Origin of the sequence: Helicobacter pylori NQ4053 (genome assembly GCF_000274605.1) — a bacterium.
GTDB lineage: Bacteria > Campylobacterota > Campylobacteria > Campylobacterales > Helicobacteraceae > Helicobacter > Helicobacter pylori_CV.
The window spans coordinates 89449-110939 of the sequence record NZ_AKNV01000001.1 but is presented as its reverse complement, the minus strand read 5'-3'; the positions used below and the strand labels follow the sequence as shown (position 1 = coordinate 110939).

20 protein-coding genes are annotated in these 21491 nt (G+C 40.1%); 4 read left to right on the top strand and 16 right to left on the bottom strand.

Annotation, left to right across the window (positions count from 1 at the left end; translation table 11 throughout):
* Nucleotides 1-299: 299 nt before the first annotated feature.
* The 14 genes from AYS37_RS00575 to AYS37_RS00510 form a co-directional block, all read right to left on the bottom strand.
* Nucleotides 300-1232, bottom strand: coding sequence for a GDP-L-fucose synthase family protein (locus AYS37_RS00575; protein WP_001002915.1), 933 nt, complete (start codon nucleotides 1230-1232; stop codon nucleotides 300-302).
* Nucleotides 1225-2370: a GDP-mannose 4,6-dehydratase gene (gene gmd, locus AYS37_RS00570; protein WP_000659889.1), complete on the bottom strand. Its 1146-nt coding sequence runs from the start codon at nucleotides 2368-2370 to the stop codon at nucleotides 1225-1227. The genes AYS37_RS00575 and gmd overlap by 8 nt, the downstream gene beginning before the upstream one ends.
* A gap of 9 nt (nucleotides 2371-2379) precedes the next feature.
* A complete protein-coding gene (locus AYS37_RS00565; protein ID WP_000694985.1) occupies nucleotides 2380-3798 on the bottom strand; it encodes a mannose-1-phosphate guanylyltransferase/mannose-6-phosphate isomerase in 1419 nt (472 codons plus the stop codon).
* Between the two features lie 69 nt (nucleotides 3799-3867).
* Nucleotides 3868-4998, bottom strand: a complete 1131-nt coding sequence (locus tag AYS37_RS00560; RefSeq protein WP_001045757.1) for a DNA type IV secretion system protein ComB10 — start codon at nucleotides 4996-4998, stop codon at nucleotides 3868-3870.
* Entirely contained in the window at nucleotides 4991-5980 is a 990-nt protein-coding gene (locus AYS37_RS00555; RefSeq protein WP_001874430.1) for a TrbG/VirB9 family P-type conjugative transfer protein, read from the bottom strand. The genes AYS37_RS00560 and AYS37_RS00555 overlap by 8 nt, the downstream gene beginning before the upstream one ends.
* On the bottom strand, nucleotides 5980-6723 hold the full coding sequence (locus tag AYS37_RS00550; RefSeq protein ID WP_001208395.1) for a VirB8 family type IV secretion system protein: 744 nt from the start codon (nucleotides 6721-6723) through the stop codon (nucleotides 5980-5982). Before AYS37_RS00550 ends, AYS37_RS00555 begins: the two co-directional genes overlap by 1 nt.
* Nucleotides 6720-6833, bottom strand: a complete 114-nt coding sequence (locus AYS37_RS00545; RefSeq protein ID WP_001217873.1) for a hypothetical protein — start codon at nucleotides 6831-6833, stop codon at nucleotides 6720-6722. The genes AYS37_RS00550 and AYS37_RS00545 overlap by 4 nt, the downstream gene beginning before the upstream one ends.
* A 15-nt stretch (nucleotides 6834-6848) precedes the next feature.
* A complete protein-coding gene (locus tag AYS37_RS00540; protein WP_000679711.1) occupies nucleotides 6849-7904 on the bottom strand; it encodes a type IV secretion system protein in 1056 nt (351 codons plus the stop codon).
* A 7-nt stretch (nucleotides 7905-7911) separates the two neighbouring features.
* On the bottom strand, nucleotides 7912-8916 hold the full coding sequence (locus AYS37_RS00535; RefSeq protein ID WP_000965837.1) for a PDZ domain-containing protein: 1005 nt from the start codon (nucleotides 8914-8916) through the stop codon (nucleotides 7912-7914).
* Nucleotides 8916-9218, bottom strand: coding sequence for a YbaB/EbfC family nucleoid-associated protein (locus AYS37_RS00530; protein ID WP_000347926.1), 303 nt, complete (start codon nucleotides 9216-9218; stop codon nucleotides 8916-8918). Before AYS37_RS00530 ends, AYS37_RS00535 begins: the two co-directional genes overlap by 1 nt.
* Nucleotides 9219-9220: 2 nt before the next feature.
* Nucleotides 9221-9574: an aspartate 1-decarboxylase gene (panD, locus tag AYS37_RS00525; RefSeq protein WP_000142254.1), complete on the bottom strand. Its 354-nt coding sequence runs from the start codon at nucleotides 9572-9574 to the stop codon at nucleotides 9221-9223.
* Nucleotides 9564-11789 (bottom strand): AAA family ATPase, encoded by a 2226-nt coding sequence (locus AYS37_RS00520; RefSeq protein WP_001051504.1) that lies wholly within the window; start codon nucleotides 11787-11789, stop codon nucleotides 9564-9566. The genes panD and AYS37_RS00520 overlap by 11 nt, the downstream gene beginning before the upstream one ends.
* Nucleotides 11789-12064 (bottom strand): ATP-dependent Clp protease adaptor ClpS, encoded by a 276-nt coding sequence (locus AYS37_RS00515; protein ID WP_000784906.1) that lies wholly within the window; start codon nucleotides 12062-12064, stop codon nucleotides 11789-11791. The genes AYS37_RS00520 and AYS37_RS00515 overlap by 1 nt, the downstream gene beginning before the upstream one ends.
* 35 nt (nucleotides 12065-12099) lie before the next feature.
* Nucleotides 12100-12513, bottom strand: a complete 414-nt coding sequence (locus AYS37_RS00510) for a universal stress protein (protein ID WP_001023008.1) — start codon at nucleotides 12511-12513, stop codon at nucleotides 12100-12102.
* A gap of 110 nt (nucleotides 12514-12623) precedes the next feature.
* Here AYS37_RS00510 and AYS37_RS00505 point away from each other — a divergent pair, with 110 nt between their 5' ends.
* Nucleotides 12624-14432 carry a hypothetical protein gene (locus AYS37_RS00505; RefSeq protein WP_000926173.1) on the top strand — a complete coding sequence of 603 codons (1809 nt, stop codon included), beginning with the start codon at nucleotides 12624-12626 and terminating at the stop codon, nucleotides 14430-14432.
* Between the two features lie 3 nt (nucleotides 14433-14435).
* On the top strand, nucleotides 14436-15092 hold the full coding sequence (bioD, locus tag AYS37_RS00500; protein WP_000897580.1) for a dethiobiotin synthase: 657 nt from the start codon (nucleotides 14436-14438) through the stop codon (nucleotides 15090-15092).
* On the opposite strand, the gene AYS37_RS00495 is transcribed toward bioD, so the two are convergent.
* Nucleotides 15069-15596 carry a DUF1523 family protein gene (locus AYS37_RS00495; RefSeq protein ID WP_000589517.1) on the bottom strand — a complete coding sequence of 176 codons (528 nt, stop codon included), beginning with the start codon at nucleotides 15594-15596 and terminating at the stop codon, nucleotides 15069-15071. The two genes, bioD and AYS37_RS00495, sit on opposite strands and share 24 nt — an antisense overlap.
* A 67-nt stretch (nucleotides 15597-15663) precedes the next feature.
* Nucleotides 15664-16941 carry an isocitrate dehydrogenase (NADP(+)) gene (gene icd, locus AYS37_RS00490; protein WP_000323976.1) on the bottom strand — a complete coding sequence of 426 codons (1278 nt, stop codon included), beginning with the start codon at nucleotides 16939-16941 and terminating at the stop codon, nucleotides 15664-15666.
* Nucleotides 16942-17140: 199 nt separating this feature from the next.
* Here icd and AYS37_RS00485 point away from each other — a divergent pair, with 199 nt between their 5' ends.
* Both AYS37_RS00485 and labA read left to right on the top strand, forming a co-directional pair.
* Nucleotides 17141-18421 (top strand): citrate synthase, encoded by a 1281-nt coding sequence (locus tag AYS37_RS00485; protein ID WP_000117445.1) that lies wholly within the window; start codon nucleotides 17141-17143, stop codon nucleotides 18419-18421.
* Between the two features lie 693 nt (nucleotides 18422-19114).
* Nucleotides 19115-21247 (top strand): Hop family adhesin LabA, encoded by a 2133-nt coding sequence (labA, locus tag AYS37_RS00480; protein ID WP_000726332.1) that lies wholly within the window; start codon nucleotides 19115-19117, stop codon nucleotides 21245-21247.
* Nucleotides 21248-21491 lie beyond the last annotated feature (244 nt).

Genomic DNA, 21491 nt, shown 5'->3' with positions numbered 1-21491 from the left:
TACCGCCTTTGATCTCTAAAATTTTTTAGAGATCGCCTAAGTCTAAGCCTACTACACTCAAGCTATTTGAGAGAAAACTTACAATAAGAGAGCGTTTTAATAGTGGGTGTTACAAAAAAAAGCGGGCTTGATATTGATGATAAAAAAGCGCTTGGAATTGAGAGCGAAGCCGCACACCAAACCCCTTTTAATGGATCAAAGTTTGTTTGAAGCTAAATGATCACAATATCGCAACTACCGCTAGCCTGACGCCTAATAGCAAAGCGTTTTTATAGCTCTATAAGAGCCTTGATTTTAGATCAAACCTCTAAAAGCTTCAAATAATACTCATAAGCTTCTTTAATGCCCTGCTCTAAAGGGATTTCCAATTCCCATTTTAAAGCCTTTTGTTTGGAAATATCCATAAGCTTTTGTTGCATGCCCACTGGTTTGGATAAATCTTTCACAAACACGCCCTTATAGTCTAAAACCTGAGCGACTTTTTCGTAATACTCTTCAATGCTGTAATCCACTCCAGAGCCGACATTCATCACACTAGGCATTTGAGCGATATTCTCATAAGCGAGAGCGATGAATCTGGCTAAATCTTTAGCGTTTAAATACTCTCTTCTGGCCGTGCCATCGCCCCACATCGCAAAATTTTTTTCACCCTTTAATTTAGCGGTGTGCATCCTAGCAATAAGCCCTGGTATCATGTGCGCTATCTTTTCTTCAAACTTGTCAAACTCGCCATAAAGGTTGCAAGGCACTAGAGTTTTATAAAAAACGCCCTTTTCAGCGCTCACGTATTCGCAATACTTCATCACAGAGAGTTTGGCTAAAGCGTAGCCTTCATTCGTTGGCTCTAAAGAGCCGTTCAATAAATCGCTCTCTTTTAAAGGGTTAGGGGCGTATTTAGGATAAGTGCAAGAGCTCGCCAGATTAATGGCTTTTTTCACGCCCAAATCTAAAGCGCTAGAAAAGAGGTACAAGCCCATCAGCAGGTTTTCAACCATGTAAGTTGAAAGATCGTTCATGTTAGCGATAATACCCCCCACTCTCCCGGCGCAATGGATAATGCCTGTAGGTTTGTATTCTTTCAAATAAGCTTGAACGTTGTCTTTATCCAATAAATACAATTCGCTCTTTTTAGGGGTGAGTAAAGTAACATCAGGCTTATTTTTTTTAAAATACAACGCCGTGTTCTGCCCCACCATGCCATAAGCGCCGGTGATTAAAACAATCTCATTCATAAAAATTCCTTAAAGTATAGCCCCCATCTTGCAAGTAAAGGTTTTTCTGGCATTCTTTTAAATCGTATTCTAACATGTCCTTAACCAACTCTTTTAAATCGTATTCCCTAACCCAGCCCAGCTCTTTTTCAGCCTTAGTGGGATCACCTAAGAGCAAATCCACTTCAGTAGGCCTGAAATAGCGTTCATCTATACGCACCACGATTTTGCCTGCTTTTAAATGGCTTAAATTCAATTGTAAAGCGTTCGCTCTTTTTTCATCAACGCTTTTAATCAAACCGATTTCTTTAATCCCTGTATTTTGAAATTCTAGATCAATGCCGATAGATTCAAAGCTCATTTTCACAAAATCGCGCACACTTGTGGTCTTTCCTGTGGCGATCACATAATCTTGTGGAGTGGGCGCTTGGAGCATTAAATGCATCATTTTCACGTAATCTTTGGCATGCCCCCAATCTCTTTTAGCGTCTAAATTCCCTAAATACAAGCAATCCGTTAAGTTATACGCTATCGCGCTAGCGGCTCGTGTGATTTTACGGGTTACAAAAGTTTCGCCCCTTACTTTGCTCTCATGGTTAAAAAGGATACCATTAACCGCAAACAAGTTATAAGCTTCTCTGTAATTTTTGGTGATGTAAAAGGCATACATTTTAGCGACCGCGTAGGGGCTTCGTGGGTTAAAGGGGGTGTTTTCATTTTGCGGGGTTTCTAAGACTTCGCCATACAATTCGCTCGTGCTGGCTTGATAAAAGCGCGTTTTATTTTCTAAGCCTAAAATCCGCATGGCCTCTAAAATCCTTAGCGTGCCAATACCATCAGCGTTAGCGGTGTATTCTGGGGTTTCAAAAGAGACTTTCACATGGCTTTGAGCGGCTAAATTATAAATCTCTGTGGGCTTAGTGGTAGCGATTAGATGGATGAGGTTGGAGCTATCGGTCATATCCCCATAGTGCAAGAAAAAACGCCTTTTGTGTTCGCTGTGCAAATCCTCATACAAATGATCGATCCTAGAAGTGTTGATGCTAGAAGAGCGCCTTTTTAACCCATGCACTTCATAACCCAAATTCAGCAAGTATTCGGCCAGATAGCTCCCGTCTTGCCCAGTAACCCCAGTGATTAAAGCGATTTTTTCTTTCATTATTTTTCCTCATATTAAATTTTTTTGATTTTGTCTGTTAAAATCGTCATCAACCCTCACAATATCGTCTTCGCCGACATACTCGCCCACTTGGACCTCTATGATGATTAAAGGGATTTTGCCATAATTAGCCAGGCGGTGTAAGGTGTTTTTAGGGATATAAGTGGATTGGTTAGCTTGCAATTCAAACGATTGGTGATCCAATTCCACGCTCGCCATCCCGCTAATCACCACCCAGTGTTCGCTCCTGTGGAAATGCTTTTGTAAAGAAAGCCTAGCGTTAGGTTTGACTTCTAAAATCTTAACCTTGTAACAACCGCTCTCATGCAAGACTTCATAGCTCCCCCAAGGGCGATAGACTTTAGTGTGCGTTTGTAATAATTCTTGGTTGTGTGTTTCTATCTCGCTCACTAGGGCTTTTAAATCCTTAGCTTTGTCTTTATGAGCGACTAAAAGAGCGTCTTTAGTGTCAATAACCGCTAAATCCTCAACGCCTAAAAGAGCGCTCACTTTATGAGAAAACACTAAATTATTCTCGCTCTCTTTGGCAAAAACGGGCGTTTGATTCAGGCTGACATTTTCTTTAGTGCCGTTAGCCGCTTCTTCAAAAAGAGCGTTAAAATTCCCTAAATCGCTCCACTTGGCGTTTAATCCTACCATTTTGATTTTGTGGCTTTGCTGCATTAAAGCAATATCCACGCTCATGTCTTCTAAATCTTGCATGCTCTTTTCGCTCAAACGAGCGATCTTTTGTTCAAAAAAATGCACGTTTTCTAACGATTCAAACGCTCTTTCGCACCCCTTTAAAATAGTAGGGGCATGCTTTTTTAGTTCGTCTAAAAAAACGCCCGCTTGGAAAACAAACATGCCACTATTGAAATAAAACCCTCCGCTTTTTTGAAACTCTATCGCTTTTTCTAGGCTTGGCTTTTCAATGAATCGCTTGACATCTAGAGCGTTAGGGCTTTCAATATACCCAAACTCGGTGTTGGGTTTTTCAATGCTAATCCCAAAAGTGACTAAAAAGCCTTCTTGGGCTAAACCAATCGCTTTTTTTATCGCATTTTCATACGCTTGAAGGTCTTTAATCAAATGATCGCTTGGCGTAACGATGAGCAAATCTTCTTTATCGCTCATTAAAGCGCTCAAAGCAATGGCGTTAGCGGTGTTTTTACTCAAACTCTCTAGTAAAAAACCCACGCTCTTGTTTTGGATTTCGTTTTTTATTTCTTCTAGGGCTAAAAAATAATGCTTTTCATTGCACACGATGAGCGTTTCATCTACTAAGGAAGCGTTTCTTTTAAAACTCAACTCAAACAAGCTTTTATGATCAAAAAGCTTTAAAAATTGCTTAGGGTATAGGCTACGGCTTAAAGGCCATAAGCGTTTGCCGCTCCCCCCACTCAATAAGACATTTTTAATTTTCATGGGCTTTCTTGCTAGGCTCTCTTTTGTTTTTTAGGGTTATTATAGCGTTTTTAATCTGGCATTTTTGAGTCACTTCAAAAACTCAGCGATGACTTCATTCTCTCTGGGTATAGGGAAGAAGATATCAGTATTGGGCGAAATGAAGACCCTACTCCCCTCTCTAATCACCACAATGGGGGCGATCTTGCTTTTGTCTCTTAAAATTTGATTGACCACTTGATTGATCCCCATGCCGCTTTGCCTCATCAATTGCAATAAAAGATAATCCCCAAAGAAATTAGTCACCTCTTCTTTATTACCTCTATTGTTTAAAGCCGAAGTGATCCCAATCAATAAGCCGTTAGTGAGCGTAGAAAGCAGTAACGGCACGCCATAGCGTTGGAAATTCCTTTCAATCAATTCCCCCACTAAGCCGTTGTAGCCTTTAATGTCCGCCCCTTTAGCGTTAGTGAGCATGATATTAATGCCATGGGGAGTGATGATCCGACTCCATACAATATCCAAGCGGTATTCGCCCATTTTGTTATTGTTGCTGTAATAGCCTATGACTTTAGAGCCTTTGGGGATTAAGACGGCTTTGCCCATGTGAGCGAAAATATCGCTTTCCACTTGCGCAATCACTTTACCAGCGATCTGGCTAGAAATGGGCGTGATCAAAAAAGCGGGTATCATTTTGTCAGCTGTAATGGTGCGTAAAAGCTTGTTTTCATTAGTGGCGGTGTCTTTTTCTTTAAGGTTAGTGAAACTATCAATGCCATTAGGGTTATCCACAGGGAAAATCAGGTTTTCTTCGTAATTTTTAGGGCTTTGCTTGAAAGGGGTGATGCGAGCGGCTAGTAAATCTAATTGTTTTGGAGAAAAATCTTTTTTAGGGGGGGTTGTTTTTGGATTCATGGGAGGGCTAGTAAAAGTTTCCTCTTTGGCATGGTTCATTTCTTTGGAGTTTAGGGCTTTTAAAGCGGCTTTGAGCTGTTCTTGTAAGGCTTTGATGGTAGCGTCTTTAGAGCTTTCCGTGTTAGTTGGCTGTGGGTTTTGAGTGAAGGTGTAGTCTTGTAAGGGGTATTTCACCTCATCGTCATTCAAAAGGCTAGGTTGGTTATTTAGGGGGGCTTTTGGCTTTTGGTGGTAGATTAAAGAAATGGTCATAATCGTTGCAAAACCCCCTACAAAAACAACCGCCCCTTTAATCCACTTATTCACCTTTGCTCCTTTTGACAAAACGGATGCACAAATAGTCCTTACCCAGCCTTAAAGTCCATTTAGTAGAAACGTCTTCAGCGATAATGTAATCGCCTACAATCCTAGTATTCACCGGGTTATCATAGCCATCAACGACCTTATAAATCACTGGGAATTTAGAGAGCGCTAATCTTTTGTCAAATTTGAAATAAGTGAATTGTTTGTCGTTAAAAATTTCTTTAGGCATCAAAGAGAGTTTGGATTTTTTAGAACAAATCCCTAAACAATACCATTTCCTTTGAGAGCTTTTTAAAGCCTTATAGCCTTTTTGGATGTCTTTTTTAATAATTTTCATCGCATTGGTGTTATCGCCAATAATTATCACCTCTTCTTCTTTTTCTTTAGTTTCTTCTTTTTCTTCTTTTAGGGGCTTGTGGTTATTTTTTGGGGCATCTTTAGGGGCATTTTCAGCCATATTTTCTTGATTTTCTTTTTGGGGCTTGATAAAAGCGTTAGTGTAGTAGTTTTTATCTTCTATGAAAACCTGCAAATTAGGGTGTTTGGAGCTGGTGAAAGTGGTAGAAAACACATAGAAAGAAAAAATCTTGCCCTCATTATCAATCACGCTGATATTGGAATCCACGCCAATTTGTAGGGGTTTGATGAGCAAAATACGATCGTTACTTTCTAAGATTTTCGCATCAAAACCCACCTTATCCCCTAAAACAAAATCGCTAATGGGTTTTGAAAAAAACAATAAGGTCGCCATCGCATAACGCAAGCGGATTTTATAGGTTTGCCCTTGAAAGTAATCAATGTTCAAAGTGTTGGACATTTTGGAGCGGTTTTTATCAAAAAAGCTCCCTTGAATGGCGTTTAAATCCTGCATGGGGTGGTTTAAATGCGCCGGGGCTGTTTCATTCGCTTCTTCTAAAAAATCATCGGCTTTTAAAACGCTAAAAGCCAACAAAAAGCCCATGAGGGCATATAAAACCTTACGCATCAATCGCCCCTATTAGTCGGTGCGATTTCAGTGATGCTGTAGCGAGTGATTTTAAAGCCGGTAGGGTTTTTAGGCATGGAAGCGTAATCAAAATCCGGGGTGTCAAACAAATAGCTCAATACGATTTTATAACGCTTTTCATACACGAGCTTGTTTTCATTCAAAAGTTTAGCCGCAATGGAAACGCTCGCAATGGGGTTATTGTCTTGCTGATAGATCGCAATATTGACGATATGGACTTCTCTTTCTAAATGGCTTTGCGCATAAATGCTGTTTTGGGTTTTAATCAAATCTTCAAAGCGTTGCCACACTTTAGAACTGCTTTGCAAGCGCACCAGTTCATAGCGCGATTTATCGTCAATGCGGTTAATGCTCTCTCGGTTTAACACATACGCCCCAATGAGCGAACGAGCCAACGCTTCATTACTGGAAATGCTTTTATCCGCTCTTTGGATAATAGCGTAATGCTTGTCCTGGTTTAAAAAATCCACGAAATGGTGTTCGGTTTTTTGTAAGGGCAGAATACTGATCAACACGATCGCTAAAACAAGAGCGATAAAACTCATCAAGCCTAAGAGCTTGTAAGCGATTTTCAAGCGGTTTCTTTCCAACCGAAACACGCTTTGCATGTCCAAATCATTCACCGAAAAACCAGAAAGCTTGTTTTCTAAATGCTTTTCTTGGTGGCTTAAAAGCTCTTCTAAATAGATCAACTGCTCGCTGTTGAAAGGCTTTTCTCTCATGCGAGATTTAACCTGTTTTCATACAAGGTGCAAGGGCTTTTTTTCATCTCATGCACCTTACTGGTGCAACCAAAAAACACAAGTCCCATAATAACAAAAAAAATTCTCATTAAATTCCTATTTATTTAAATTTCATTTTTTGTATTTATTGTATCCTTTTTAACCTTTTTTTGCTTGAAATTTGGGATTTTTACATCTAATTGAGTGGTTTCTACCTTAAATGTGGGGGAATGCGTTTCTTTTTCTTTAGAAACGCTACCGCTTGTAGAAGTAGAAACGCTAGAGGGAGCGGGCGAGGTCGTGATATATTGTAAGGAAGTAAGGGCGTTTTGGCTGAGGTTGGCGCTCAAATTGGTGGCGAGTTTGTAAGTTTCTTTAAGGCTGTTTTGCACCCTAAACAAAGCGTTGATGAAAAAAGGCACGCCTATGATAAAAACGCAACACAAAAATAACGCTACCACCAATAAAAGGCTTAAGTCTTGTTTTTCTTGCATATGAGCGTCTATTAAAGCCTTAGTAACCGACACATTCAAAAACCCCACCAACAACAAAAGAGGCTTGTAAAACCCAAGAGCGAAGCATTTTTTTAGGCATATAACCACAACGCTCCTCCAGGTTTTAAAAAACCCAAACGCTAAAAACAGCACCCCTAAAGAGCACCACACATGCACTTCTAAATACACTAAAATGATGATCGCAAACAGCACGCTCAAAAAAAGCCCTTGCAAAATACTTAAAAAAAGCCACACAGACATTTCATTGTGGCTCAAATCGCTGATAAAACTAAGGGCATAAAAACCATGATTGAAGATAAAATCTAAAGAAAGCGCGTGGTTAGAAAAGTTACTCAAGCTTTGAGAAAGGCTTTGCGTGATCATGTTAGGCGCAATAAAAATAGCGTTTTGAAACAATTCATAAAAGCGCGAAGGGTTTTTTAAAGCGTAATTAAACAGCGCAAAAAACCCCACAAACAATAACGCCTCTAAAAGCGCGCTAGCGCTGAAAAAATTCTGCTCTTTCAAACTCCTATAAGCAAAGAGCATGAACGCCAAAGCGACCGCACTATTAAACACCAATTGCGCATGCAAGGTGTAGAGAAAAAATTCAGCGAAACGCCCTAAAATCGCCGTGAGAGGCGTGATAAACCAAGAAAGAATGATTTCATAAGCGTCATGTTTCATCAATGTTTCAACGGACTTTAATGTAAAATTCAAAGCCTTGACGCCAGACTAATAATTCAATTTTAGGCGCGCTTAACGCTTCTCTTAAAGCCTTCGGGTTGAACGAAACGCTTTTATGATTCACCCATAAAATCCTATCCCCAAGCTTTAAAAAATCCAAGCCTTTGGGCAAATGATTGCCTATTTTAGTGATGATAAAACGCTCGTCTAAAGCGATGCCATAGCGCTCTAAAAAAGTGTCTTTGAGTAAAAACCCCCCATAACGCTTATTGACTTTAAGCGTTACTTCTTTGATTTGATGGTTTCGTTTGATTTTCACTTTAGCAAGGCTTTGGTATGAAAGATTGCTCACCATCCATTCAAACTCCGCTAACGAGCGGATCTTGTAATCATTGATCGCTAGGATTTCATCATTTTTTAAAAAAGGGTTTTTAGGGAAAAAGGGATCGAATTGCGCTACCACTAAACGCTTATGATATTCTTCTAAACGCACCCCAATATCCCCATAATAAGGCTCTTTTTGGTTTAAAAAGCGCTTGATAAATTTCGTTTCTATAAAGCCGTTCCCCCCTACCCCTAGCCCTAGCATTTGATAGCAAATATTGCTGATAACGCCATTTTTTTGGGTTTTTTGTGAAATTTGAGCGTAGCGGTCATAGCCTTTTTGCCCTACCAATAATCGCGCTTCTGTGGCTTGATTAGTCCCTATACTGGCCATGGGTCTTATAAGGGCGTCTTTGTCTAAATCCCTTAATGTATAAACATACTCGCTTGGCGTGCTTTGCAACAAATACAGCCCTATAAAAGGATCGGATTTGATGACTTTAGCGTGTTTAGGGTAAGTTTTAGAATAATATAAATACACGCCTTTAGGCAATTCCTTTAAAGCCACGCCCCCATTTTTAAGGCTCGCTTCTTTAAAAAAAGCCTGACAATGCTTGAAATCATAAGCCCCTAAACCATTCAAAAAACCCAACAGAGCGATAAAAACGATAAGGGCTTTATAAAGCATCACAACTTGGCAAAATTCCCTAGCATGTTAAAGGCTAAATTCTTTCGGTTTTCTTCTACGGCTTTATACCCGTCATTCAAAGCGCTCATCAAATAGATTTGCATCGCTTCTTTATCTTCTAACAGGCTGTCATCAATTTGCAAATCCACTAATTCCCCCAACCCATTAAAACTCACGCTCACCATTCCCCCACCGCTTTTGGAAGTGTGGATCGTGTCTTTATTCTTTTCTTCTAGTTGGGAAAACTCTTTTTTCATGCCGTCTAACAACCCGCTTAACCCGCCCAATTGACTAAAATCCATCTCTAACCCTTTTCTAAAATTTCGTTTTTTTCATCCACTAGCACGATGCTTGGCTTGTGCGTATTGATTTCATCTTCGTTCATGCTCGCATAAGCTAAAATGATCACCACATCGCCTATGGCCACCTTTCTGGCTGCTGCGCCATTGACGCAAATTTCACCCCTTTTTTTCCCTAAAATCACATAGGTGCTGAAGCGTTCGCCGTTATTGACATCCACGATTTCCACTTTCATGCCCTCTCTGAGCTTAGCGAGCTTGGCTAAATCCTCATCTATGGTGATCGAGCCTATATAGTTGAGATTAGCGTCTGTGATAGTAGCCCTATGGATTTTACTATAAAGCATTTCAAAAGTCATTTTCTTTCACCTTTTGCGCGTGCTTGATTTCTTTTAGAACCAATTGGTTTTTTTCCAATAAGCAAGCGATCTTACAAGGTTTTTTAAGCGATTGCAAGAGCAGTATATCGCTTAATTGGGTTTTGATTTCATTATGAATAATTTTTTTAATTTCTCTCGCTCCTAAAGTCGTTTGGTAGCTCTTTTGCGCGATGCATTTCACAACTTCTTTATGGAATTTTAAGATCACGCCTTGCTCTAACGCTAGGGCTTTTAATTTGTCTAATTCCACAGAAACAATGCGTTCAAAATCCTCCAAACTGAGCGCGTTAAACGGCACGATCGCATCAATCCTAGAGCGTAATTCAGGGGTCAAAAGCTCTTTAACGGCTCTATCATACTTGGCGTTTTTAGCGCTAAAAAACCCTAGCGTATCCTTATCCTTACTCCCCACATTTGAAGTCATAATCAAAATCACATGCTTAAAACTCGCCTGATTGCCTAAATTATCGCTCAAAGTGGCGTTATCCATCACTTGCAACAACAAATCATACACATTAGAATGGGCTTTTTCTATTTCATCTAAAAGCAGCAAACAATGCGGGTGTTTTTTAATCGCATTCACCAACAGCCCCCCTTGCTCAAACCCCACATAACCGCTAGGACTCCCGATGAGTTTTGCCACGCTATGGGCCTCTTTGTATTCGCTCATGTCAAAGCGTTCAAAATGCAAATTCAAATTCAAAGCCAATTCTTTAGCCAACTCCGTTTTCCCCACCCCACTAGGCCCCACGAATAAAAAGCTCCCCACAGGCTTATTTTTTGCAGAAAGCCCGCAATGCTGGATTTTAATCGCATTGCTGACAAGACTAATCGCCTCGGTTTGGGCAAAAATCTTATTTTTTAGCGATTTTTCTAAATTCCTTAAAAGGGCTTTTTTATCGCTGCTCAAACGCATTTTAGGGATTTTAAGCTTGAGAGCGAGCGTTTCTTTCACGTCATCAACGCTGATTTTTTTGCCCTTTTTAGGGTTGATTTTTTTCCTCGATCCCACCTCATCTAATAATTCAATCGCTTTATCCGGCAAGAATTTATCATGCATGTAATCACTCGTTAAATCCACGCATGCCTTAAACACGCTCTCATCATAACGCACCTGGTGGTGTTCTTCATAAAGGGGAGCGATCTTTTTTAAAATCAAGTAACACGCCTCTTTAGAAGGCTCTTCAACTTTTATGACTGAAAAGCGCCTATTAAAAGCCTTGTCTTTTTCAAACACGCTACGGTATTCTTCAAAAGTGGTCGCTCCTAAACATTTCAAGCTCCCATCCGTTAAAACCGGTTTTAATATATTCGCCGCATCCAAGCTCCCAGCATTACTGCTCCCTGCGCCTAAAAGGGTGTGGATTTCATCAATGAATAAAATGATACGGCCGTTTTGTTGGATCTCTTTAAGCGTTTTTTTCAAGCGTTTTTCAAAATCCCCTCTGTATTTTGCCCCAGCCACCATTAAAGCCAAATCCAAAGAATAAACTTCATATTCTTGCAAAAACTCCGGCACTTCTTTTTGAGCGATTTTTAAAGCCAAAGCTTCAGCGATGGAGGTTTTTCCTACGCCCGCTTCGCCAATTAAAAGCGGGTTATTCTTTTTCCTGCGCCCTAAAATTTCTATCACTCTTAAAATCTCTTCTTCTCTGCCAATGACTGGATCTAAAGCGTTGTCTTGGGCTAAAGCGCTCAAATTTTTAGCGTATTTTTTTAGGGGAGTGCTTTTGGGTGCTTCTTCATTATCATTAATGTCATTAGGAATACCATGGTTATCCAAATCCAATAAAGCAGGATTAGAATACAAACGAGCGATGCCAAAACTATCCATGAGTTTTGAAGCGTAACAATCGGGGTGATCCAGCATTAAAATAAGCAATTCTTCCACGCCCACGCTCTCAAAACAACTCGCATACATTCTTTTAAGCATTCTTAATAGCACAAAACTCCTAGCAGGCATTTTGGCTGGATCGCTCTTTAAAGGCACATATTGCAACAAATAGTCTTTAAGGATTTGTTTTAATTTATCATAGTCATCTCTTTCTAAAGCGCCAATAATCTTTTCCCCGCTCTCATGTTCTAAAATGACTAGTAGCACATGCTCTGTGGTGCAAAGGGCGTGGTTAAGATCTAGGGCTAAATTTAAAGCTTGGTTGAGAACTTCATTGAGATCTTGATTGAATTTAGCCATTATTTTATCTCTTCTACCAATAATTTTAAAGGGAATTCTAACGCTCTGGCTTTGTCCCTAACCCATGCTGCCCTATGCCTAGCAATATCATAAGGATAGACGCCACAAACCCCCTCACCATCACGATGGATGCTTGATGTGAGGGCTTTGGCCTCTTCTAAAGACTTGTCAAAAAAATCCCTCAAAGCAGAGATGACAAATTCCGCTGTCGTAATGGGGTCATCAACCATGATCACTTGTGCCATGGTGGGGGTGGGTATGTTATACATTTTCATGCCGCTTATCCATGCTTTCATGTTGCTTATCCATGCTACTTGGCGATCACAACAGGGATACTGGATTGTTCAACCAAGCTATTTTGGTGCGAAATGAACAAACGATACAACAAATTAGACTCGCTCGCCCCGATCAATAACAAATCATAATCCTTAGCCATTTCTAAAACCACATCAATCAAATCGCCGCTTTTTAGAACGCTCTCGCACTCTATATTTTCTTTTTTGAAAGCGTCTTCAAACTGCTTTAACAAAGCCTTAGCTTTTTCTTCTTCTAAGGCTTCTGTTTGGCCGTAATCCATCATCCCGCTTTCGCTATAAATAAACACTTCCATGCTCACATGCAACAAGGTGAAACGGACCTCTTTAAGCGAATGGGCTAATTTGACAGCGAATTTAATAGCGTTATAACATTCTTGCGTGTCGCTAATCCCAAATAAAATATTCATAAGAACCAACCTTAAATGGAGTTTTGATATTATACCAAATAAACCCTAATGACCCGCTGAAAGCTCAAAGATAAAGCGCTACAATCTCGCTTAAAGAAAAGGACACGATAATGCTATTGAATTACGATTTTTTAGAATTTGTTGATGAACCACAAAGAAACACTTCTTTATCTTTGACAGCATCTATTGATAAAGCGTTAGCGGACAAGAAATTAGCTAGACAAAATAAACCTAGCGTTAGGGTGCTTGGTAAGGCAATGCCCTTAAGCAAGTTTTTAGATGCTGTTGGCGATGAAATCTCACGACTTAAATATGATATGAGCCACAAGACTATTAAAGGCTCTACAATTGAGAGCGCTAATCTTATCAGCATTTATAAAAAGATTGCGAGCGGACTACCTTTTGGGACTATCTCTGCGTTTAGACCTTTTAAAGACGCTTTTTATAAAGACTTTACCGAAAAAGAACAAAACGCTCTAATCTATGCTTATAAGAGCGGAGCAGACCCTAAAAATGCGGACATAATAGCCAAATATTGGTTAAGTCAATCTGTGGATTTAGACCCATACGACCCTATTAAAGTTGTAGATTTCTTTCACCCACAACCTGAAAATGGTAAAGAGACCACAAAATTTAAAAATTACAAAGATATGATTGAGAACATTTATGCGAAACTCTATAACAAATTAGGCAATTTTTATGCAGACAAATTCTTTAAGAAAAACGCCACAATGAGAGACCTTATGTCTAGTGATAAATTTGTTGAGAGGTATCGCTACACTAGAAAAGAAAATATGGCAAGGACACAAGCATTAAAAGACATAATGAATATTGACAGAGATTTCATTGGTTACATTGAAGTGTTAGGATATTGGAAAGACAACCCTAAAGACAATATTTTACCAGACAAAGAGGTTAGCTTTTTTGTATTTCAAAACGAACCTAGTAGCACATTTGATTTGAAAAACCACTTATTGATATGGGGAAAACAATTCAAACAAGCAGCGATTTGCTATGGCGGACAAATGCTTGCTAATAAGAATAAGACTTATAGGATAGATTTGATAAGCTCTAGCCCTAATAGTTTTGGTAAGGTATGGGCTAAATTCACAGGGATTAAATTTTCAGTTCCTAGCGACTTACCACAAGCTCTCACACGCATAAATGACAGCGTTTATACTTTTCTCTCTAGGTATAAAGAGGGTATCGGTCTTAATAAACTCGCTCTCAATAAAGTCGTTAAGACAGAATTAAAAGCGACTTGTATGCCCTATGATTACTCTAAATTGGGTATAGGGACTATTGGCGAGGACATTAGAAGCAATATTAAGGCATTACAGAAAATCACTCGTGGGTATGGACACCCTAAAGAGTTCTTTTTAGACGAAATGATAAAAAGACAGGAAAATGCGATTAAACGCATAGAAGCACGAAAATGTGCGGTAAGTGATGACTTCAAACAAGGTATGAAACGAAACATTCAAGTCAATAACCTTGTCAAAGCTATGCGACAAGGTAAAAAAGTGAGTAGGACATTGATTGCTAAAGTGCTTGCTAACACCATAGACACCGATGCGGGTTATTGCTTTATCTCGCCAACAGATTTAGCGACACAGCTTGGTAACATCAGCCCTAGACTATCTAAAAGCATCGTTACCGCCATAGAGCAAGCAGAGGGCGTTAGACTGAATTATGCGTTAATTGACAAAATCACATATAATTCGCTCCACAATATCTTAAGTTTCGTTTTTGATATTGATAACCCTTTAAGCGACCAAGCGTTTGAGAGACTAGTCATTGAAGTCCCAAGAGAAGCACTAAAAAATGTGAAGTTACCACAAATTAAAAATGTATTGACCGCTCAAATCTTTGAGGGCGCTTACCACTTTAGAGATAATGGCTATAAATTTAAAGGTTAAACCATGCTCTTTATCAGCGCGACTAACACCAATGCCGGAAAAACCACATGCACTAGGCTCTTATCCCAATATTGCAACGCTTGTGGCGTTAAAACGATCTTGTTAAAACCCATTGAAACAGGCGTTAATGACGCCATTAACCACTCTAGCGATGCGCATTTGTTCTTGCAAGATAACCGCCTTTTGGATCGCTCTTTAACCTTAAAAGACATCTCATTCTATCGTTATCATAAAGCTTCAGCCCCCCTCATCGCCCAACAAGAAGAAGATCCAAACGCCCCCATTGACACGGACAATTTGACCCAACGCCTCCAAAATTTCACCAAAACTTATGATTTAGTCATCGTTGAAGGGGCTGGGGGGCTATGCGTGCCTATCACTTTAGAAGAAAACATGCTGGATTTGGCCCTAAAATTAAAAGCCAAAATGCTTTTGATTAGCCATGATAATTTGGGCTTGATTAATGATTGTTTGCTGAATGATTTTTTATTGAAATCCCACCAACTAGACTATAAAATCGCTATCAATTTGAGGGAAAACAACACCGCTTTTCACAGCATCAGTTTGCCCTATATTGAGCTTTTTAATACACGCTCCAATAACCCCATTGTGATTTTCCAACAAAGCCTGAAAGAATTAATGAGCTTTGCCCTTAAATAAAGCACAAACAGAACGCACGCTGATAAAAAAGCCCACTAGTAGCAAGGCGTATAAAATCCAGCTAAAAATGGGTTTTGACATCTCAGCACTCTCTTTTAAGGGCTTTAAAAAAATCACATTAGGGAACATATTAAACAAATTGATCCGCCAGCCATAGTATTGCACTTCCACTTGCTGGTTGACTAAACTTTGAGCGAGGGCTGAAATATCAGCCGAATTAAACTTAAAATAAAAAGGGAAGCCAAAGCGCGTGTCTTCGTTACGATAGACGGTCACGCTTTTTTTATCCTTAGGGTCGTAAGTTTGCACAAAATAGACATCTCTAGCAAGGGTTTTTACTTCCTTATTATTGGGCGTGTTTTCATTTTCATTCATTCTTTTGACTTCCACCCCGCTAATAACAGCCGCACTATAATGGGGCATGCAATAGCTCACTAAAAGCATGAGCGCTAAAAAGATCGCCGTTAGAATGAATAAAACCACATTACGCACAAATTTTATCAACTTTATTCCTTAATGATAGTATTAGCCTATAATCGCATTCAAACACCAGAGCTTAAAAAACGCTCTTTCACATGTTTTCAATCATCACGCTAGCAAATTCAGAGCATTTCACTTCTTTAGCCCCATCCATTAAACGAGCGAAATCATAAGTGACTTTCTTGCTCTTAATCGCTTTTTCCATAGCAGAGACGATCAAATCAGCCGCCTCCACCCAACCCATATGCCTTAACATCATTTCCGCGCTCAAAATAATAGACCCCGGATTGACTTTATCCAGCCCAGCGTATTTAGGAGCGGTGCCATGGGTGGCTTCAAACATGCCCACCGTGTCATTGAGATTAGCCCCAGGAGCGATACCAATACCCCCCACCATCGCCGCTAACGCATCAGAGATATAATCCCCGTTCAAATTCATGGTCGCAATGACGCTGTATTCGCTAGGGCGCAATAAGATTTGTTGCAAGAACGCGTCAGCGATCATGTCTTTAATGATGATTTCTTTACCGGTTTTAGGGTTTTTCAAAGAACACCATGGGCCTTTATCAATGACTTGAGCGTTAAATTCTTTTTGAGCGAGCGCATAGCCCCATTTCATGAACGCTCCCTCAGTGTATTTCATGATATTGCCTTTATGCACAAAAGTTACGCTTGGCTTGTCGTTATCAATAGCGTATTCAATCGCTTTTCTCACTAACCTCTCTGTGCCTTCTTTACTGATGGGTTTTATCCCTACGCCGCTGCTTTCAGGGAAGCGGATTTTTTTAACCTTTAGTTCATTTTGTAAAAAACGGATGAGTTTTTTCGCTTCCGCACTGCCTTCTTGCCATTCAATGCCCGCATAAATGTCTTCAGAATTTTCTCTAAAAATCACCATATCCACTTTTTGTGGTTCTTTCACCGGGCTAGGACTCCCATACCACCTTACCGGCCTCAAGCAAACATACAAGTCCATTTTTTGGCGTAACGCTACATTCAAAGATCTAAACCCCTCACCAATAGGCGTGGTCAAAGGCCCTTTAATGGAAACTTTATAATGGTTAATCGCTTCAATAGTGTCCGGTAGTAACCATTGCTCTTCAGGGCTTAATTCCTTATGATCTTTAAATTTTTGATAGCATTTTTCGCCCACAAACACTTCATACCATGCGATTTTTTTCTCGCCCTTATACGCTTTTTGAACTGCGCTATCCACCACTTTAATCATCGCCGGGGTAATATCTGATCCAATGCCATCGCCCTCAATGAAAGGGATAATGGGGTGGTTTGGCACATGCAATTTGTTGTCTTTAATCGTAATCTCTTCGCCCTCTTTAGGCTTTTGTAGAATTTTAGGGTTGTAAGCCATTGTTTATCCTTTTTGTAAAATTTAAGTAACTATACTAGCGCAAAAATACTATATAACCCCTAAAAATCTTTTTTTGAATGCGTGTTTAAAAGTAGCGGTTGGAAATAACTTGAAAAAACGGAATGTTTTTAAAAAGAAACCATTTAATTTTTTGGCTTATAATTAGGAGTTGGATACTATCAAAACTTAAGGAAATTGAATGTCTGTTACTTTAATCAATAATGAAAATAATGAACGCTATGAATTTGAAACGATTGAAAGCACTCGTGGGCCTAAAGCGGTGGATTTTTCCAAGCTTTTTGAAACGACCGGGTTTTTTTCTTACGATCCAGGGTATTCTTCTACCGCTGGGTGCCAATCTAAGATCAGCTATGTCAATGGCAAGCAAGGCGAATTGTATTACAGAGGGCATAGAATAGAAGATTTAGTCGCCAAATACAAATATGTAGATGTGTGCAAATTGCTCCTCACAGGGGAATTACCCAAAAATCAAGATGAAAGCCTAGAGTTTGAATTGGAACTACGCCACAGAAGCTTTGTGCATGAGAGCTTGTTGAACATGTTTTCAGCTTTCCCTAGTAACGCCCACCCTATGGCGAAGCTCTCTAGCGGGGTGTCTATCTTATCCACCCTTTATTCCACGCACCAAAACATGCACACTGAAGAAGATTACCAGACTATGGCCAGAAGAATTGTCGCTAAAATCCCCACGCTTGCGGCTATTTGCTATCGTAATGAAGTGGGAGCACCCATTATTTATCCGGACATCGCGCGCTCTTATGTGGAAAATATCCTTTTCATGCTGAGAGGGTATCCTTACAGCCGCTTGAAACACACCACTCAAGGCGAAGTAGAAATCACACCCCTAGAAATAGAAGCCTTTGATAAAATCCTAACCTTACACGCTGATCACAGCCAAAACGCCTCTTCTACCACGGTAAGGAATGTCGCTAGCACCGGCGTGCATCCTTATGCAGCTATAAGCGCTGGCATTAGCGCTTTGTGGGGGCATTTGCATGGCGGAGCGAATGAAAAAGTGCTTATCCAATTAGAAGAAATCGGCGATGTGAAAAATGTGGATAAATATATTGCGCGAGTGAAAGACAAAAACGACAGTTTCAAACTCATGGGCTTTGGGCATAGGGTGTATAAGAGCTACGATCCGCGCGCTAAAATCTTAAAAGGCCTGAAAGACGAACTGCACCAAAAAGGCGTTAAAATGGACGAGAGATTGAGCGAAATCGCTGCGAAAGTGGAAGAAATCGCGCTAAAAGACGAGTATTTCATTGAAAGGAATCTCTACCCTAATGTGGATTTCTACTCCGGCACGATTTTAAGGGCTTTAAAAATCCCGGTGCGTTTTTTCACGCCGGTGTTTGTCATTGGCCGAACCGTGGGTTGGTGTGCTCAATTATTAGAGCATGTCAAAAGCCCGCAAGCTAGGATCACGCGCCCAAGACAAGTCTATGTAGGGGATTAATCTTAAGCTAGGCTTTTTAATAAAGCGTTGGTGATAGTTTTAAGGAACGCTCAAAGCCTTTTTAAAAGAGTGAGGAACTCGTTTAAAAAAGTGAGGATCTCGCACCAAGCAAGCGGTAATTTTTTACTAACCGCATGCAACCAAAACTCAAGGACAACCCCGCTTTTTAAAGCAAACCCTTGAGTTTTTGAGAAAAATGATTGCAAAACCTTTTTATCTCCTTAAGAAAATCATTTTTATAACAAATCTCAAGCAATCAAATCTTATTTTTTAGAAAAAATCCTTTTTACAACAAATCTAAAGCAACCACACCAAACAACCAAAGTTAAACCTCCTTTTTTTATAGTTACCCCTATTCAAACAACCTCATTTCTTTTAAAACCGCTTTATTACAAACAAATCTCAAACAACCACACCAAACAACCAAAGTTAAAAACCCCCCCTTTTTATCACTACCCCTATTCAAACAACCTCATTTCTTTTAAAATGACCTTTATTGGTTTAATATTTGTTTAGAAACGCTACAAAAACCTTTTTTTTTTTTTGAAAGGGCAAAAACGCCTCATTAATATCAAAATCCCATTAATTTATACTATAATTAACGAAAGCTTGCGGTATGGTCTTACTTAAAGACACACTTCCGCAAGATTTACTAACAATTTCAATCTTATTTTAAAAAGAAAAGGAGAAAACATGAAGAAAAAATTTCTGTCATTAACCTTAGGTTCGCTTTTAGTTTCCGCTTTAAGTGCTGAAGACAACGGCTTTTTTGTGAGCGCCGGCTATCAAATCGGTGAATCCTCTCAAATGGTGAAAAACACTAAAGGCATTCAAGAACTCTCAGACAGCTATGAAAGATTGAACAATCTTTTAACGAATTATAGCGTCCTAAACACTCTCATCAGGCAGTCCGCCGACCCCAACGCTATCAACAACGCAAGGGGCAATTTGAACGCTAGTGCGAAGAATTTAATCAATGATAAAAAGAATTCCCCGGCGTATCAAGCGGTGCTTTTAGCACTGAATGCAGCAGCGGGGTTGTGGCAAGTCATGAGCTATGCGATCAGCGTTTGTGGCCCCGGCTCTAACAAAGACAAAAATGGGGGCGTTCAAACTTTTGAAAATGTGCCAACAGCATGGGGGACTACCATTACTTGCGATTCATTTTATGAACCAGGAAAATGGAGCGCTATATCCACTGAAAATTACGCAAAAATCAATAAAGCCTATCAAATCATCCAAAAGGCTTTTGGGAGCAGTGGGCAAGATATTCCTGCCTTAAGCGACACCAAAGAACTTAATTTTGAAATTAAAGGGAAAAAAAATGATAGCGTCCAGCCAGGAGAAAGATGGAAATTCCCATGGACTAATGGATTTGTTTCAGTCAAGTGGGTAAATGGGGAGTATAAAGAAATTAAAGAAGACATCAAAGTGTCAAATAACGCTCAAGAGCTTTTAAAACAGGCTAGCACTATTTTAACCACTCTTAATGAAGCATGCCCACGGTTGAGTAATGGCGGTGCAGGTAATGTGGGCGGTGGCAATAGCTTATGGGCTGGGATAGATAAAGGCGATGGGAGCGCGTGCGGGATTTTTAAAAATGAAATCAGCGCGATTCAAGACATGATCAAAAACGCTGAAATAGCCGTAGAGCAATCCAAGATCGTTGCTGCCAACGCGCAAAACCAGCACAACCTAGACACCGGGAAGACATTCAACCCCTATAAAGACGCCAACTTCGCCCAAAGCATGTTCGCTAACGCCAAAGCGCAAGCGGAGATTTTAAATCGCGCTCAAGCAGTGGTGAAAGACTTTGAAAGAATCCCTGCAGAATTCGTGAAAGACTCTTTAGGGGTGTGCCATGAAAAGGGTAGCGACGGCAATCTCCGTGGCACGCCATCTGGCACGGTTACTTCTAACACTTGGGGAGCCGGTTGCGCGTATGTGGGAGAGACCGTAACGAATCTAAAAAACAGCATCGCTCATTTTGGCGACCAAGCGGAGCAAATCCATAACGCGCGAAACCTCGCCTACACTTTAGCGAACTTCAGCGGCCAATACAAAAAACTAGGCGAACACTATGACAGCATCACAGCAGCGCTCTCAAGCTTGCCTGATGCGCAATCTTTACAAAATGTGGTGAGCAAAAAGACTAACCCTAACAGCCCGCAAGGCATACAGGATAACTACTACATTGACTCCAACATCCATTCTCAAGTGCAATCTAGGAGCCAAGAACTCGGCAGCAACCCTTTCAGACGCGCTGGGCTAATCGCCGCTTCTACCACCAATAACGGCGCGATGAACGGGATCGGCTTTCAAGTGGGCTATAAGCAATTCTTTGGGAAAAACAAACGATGGGGCGCGAGATACTACGGCTTTGTGGATTACAACCACACCTATAACAAATCCCAATTTTTCAACTCCGATTCTGATGTTTGGACTTATGGCGTGGGGAGCGATTTGTTAGTGAATTTCATCAACGATAAAGCCACTAAACACAATAAGATTTCTTTTGGCGCGTTTGGCGGTATCGCCTTAGCCGGGACTTCATGGCTTAATTCTCAGTATGTGAATTTAGCGAACGTGAACAATTACTATAAGGCCAAAATCAACACGGCGAATTTCCAATTCTTATTCAATCTGGGCTTAAGGACCAATCTCGCCAGGAATAAGAGAAGAGGCGCTGATCATAGTGCGCAACATGGCATGGAATTAGGCGTGAAGATCCCCACGATCAACACGAATTACTATTCTTTGCTAGGCACTACCTTGCAATACAGAAGGCTTTATAGCGTGTATCTCAACTATGTGTTCGCTTACTAAAAACTTAAAACTCCCTTTTTAAGGGATTTCTTTTTTGAACCCTCTCTTTTTTAGGGGGTTAATCTTTTTACGCTGACTTCCCACTCGCTTTTTAATCTTTTCATAAAGTTTTTATTTTTCTAAACTTTTTTAATTTTTCCACCAAACAAAGTTTTTTGACTTCAAGCGTTAATCACAAAAAATACTCAAAGGCGTTTTTTACAATCTAAATAAAAATTAGCGTTATTCAAGCGATCATTTTTAT

Excerpts from the sequence above, each read along its gene's own strand:
- panD (WP_000142254.1), bottom strand. The coding sequence starts at position 9,574 with ATGACTTTTGAAATGCTTTATAGTAAAATCCATAGGGCTACTATCACA.
- labA (WP_000726332.1), top strand. The coding sequence starts at position 19,115 with ATGAAGAAAAAATTTCTGTCATTAACCTTAGGTTCGCTTTTAGTTTCC.
- AYS37_RS00530 (WP_000347926.1), bottom strand. The coding sequence starts at position 9,218 with ATGGATTTTAGTCAATTGGGCGGGTTAAGCGGGTTGTTAGACGGCATG.
- gmd (WP_000659889.1), bottom strand. The coding sequence starts at position 2,370 with ATGAAAGAAAAAATCGCTTTAATCACTGGGGTTACTGGGCAAGACGGG.
- icd (WP_000323976.1), bottom strand. The coding sequence starts at position 16,941 with ATGGCTTACAACCCTAAAATTCTACAAAAGCCTAAAGAGGGCGAAGAG.
- AYS37_RS00520 (WP_001051504.1), bottom strand. The coding sequence starts at position 11,789 with ATGGCTAAATTCAATCAAGATCTCAATGAAGTTCTCAACCAAGCTTTA.
- bioD (WP_000897580.1), top strand. The coding sequence starts at position 14,436 with ATGCTCTTTATCAGCGCGACTAACACCAATGCCGGAAAAACCACATGC.
- AYS37_RS00505 (WP_000926173.1), top strand. The coding sequence starts at position 12,624 with ATGCTATTGAATTACGATTTTTTAGAATTTGTTGATGAACCACAAAGA.
- AYS37_RS00540 (WP_000679711.1), bottom strand. The coding sequence starts at position 7,904 with ATGAAACATGACGCTTATGAAATCATTCTTTCTTGGTTTATCACGCCT.
- AYS37_RS00545 (WP_001217873.1), bottom strand. The coding sequence starts at position 6,833 with ATGAGAATTTTTTTTGTTATTATGGGACTTGTGTTTTTTGGTTGCACC.
- AYS37_RS00515 (WP_000784906.1), bottom strand. The coding sequence starts at position 12,064 with ATGAAAATGTATAACATACCCACCCCCACCATGGCACAAGTGATCATG.
- AYS37_RS00550 (WP_001208395.1), bottom strand. The coding sequence starts at position 6,723 with ATGAGAGAAAAGCCTTTCAACAGCGAGCAGTTGATCTATTTAGAAGAG.
- AYS37_RS00510 (WP_001023008.1), bottom strand. The coding sequence starts at position 12,513 with ATGAATATTTTATTTGGGATTAGCGACACGCAAGAATGTTATAACGCT.
- AYS37_RS00485 (WP_000117445.1), top strand. The coding sequence starts at position 17,141 with ATGTCTGTTACTTTAATCAATAATGAAAATAATGAACGCTATGAATTT.
- AYS37_RS00565 (WP_000694985.1), bottom strand. The coding sequence starts at position 3,798 with ATGAAAATTAAAAATGTCTTATTGAGTGGGGGGAGCGGCAAACGCTTA.
- AYS37_RS00535 (WP_000965837.1), bottom strand. The coding sequence starts at position 8,916 with ATGCTTTATAAAGCCCTTATCGTTTTTATCGCTCTGTTGGGTTTTTTG.
- AYS37_RS00555 (WP_001874430.1), bottom strand. The coding sequence starts at position 5,980 with ATGCGTAAGGTTTTATATGCCCTCATGGGCTTTTTGTTGGCTTTTAGC.
- AYS37_RS00575 (WP_001002915.1), bottom strand. The coding sequence starts at position 1,232 with ATGAATGAGATTGTTTTAATCACCGGCGCTTATGGCATGGTGGGGCAG.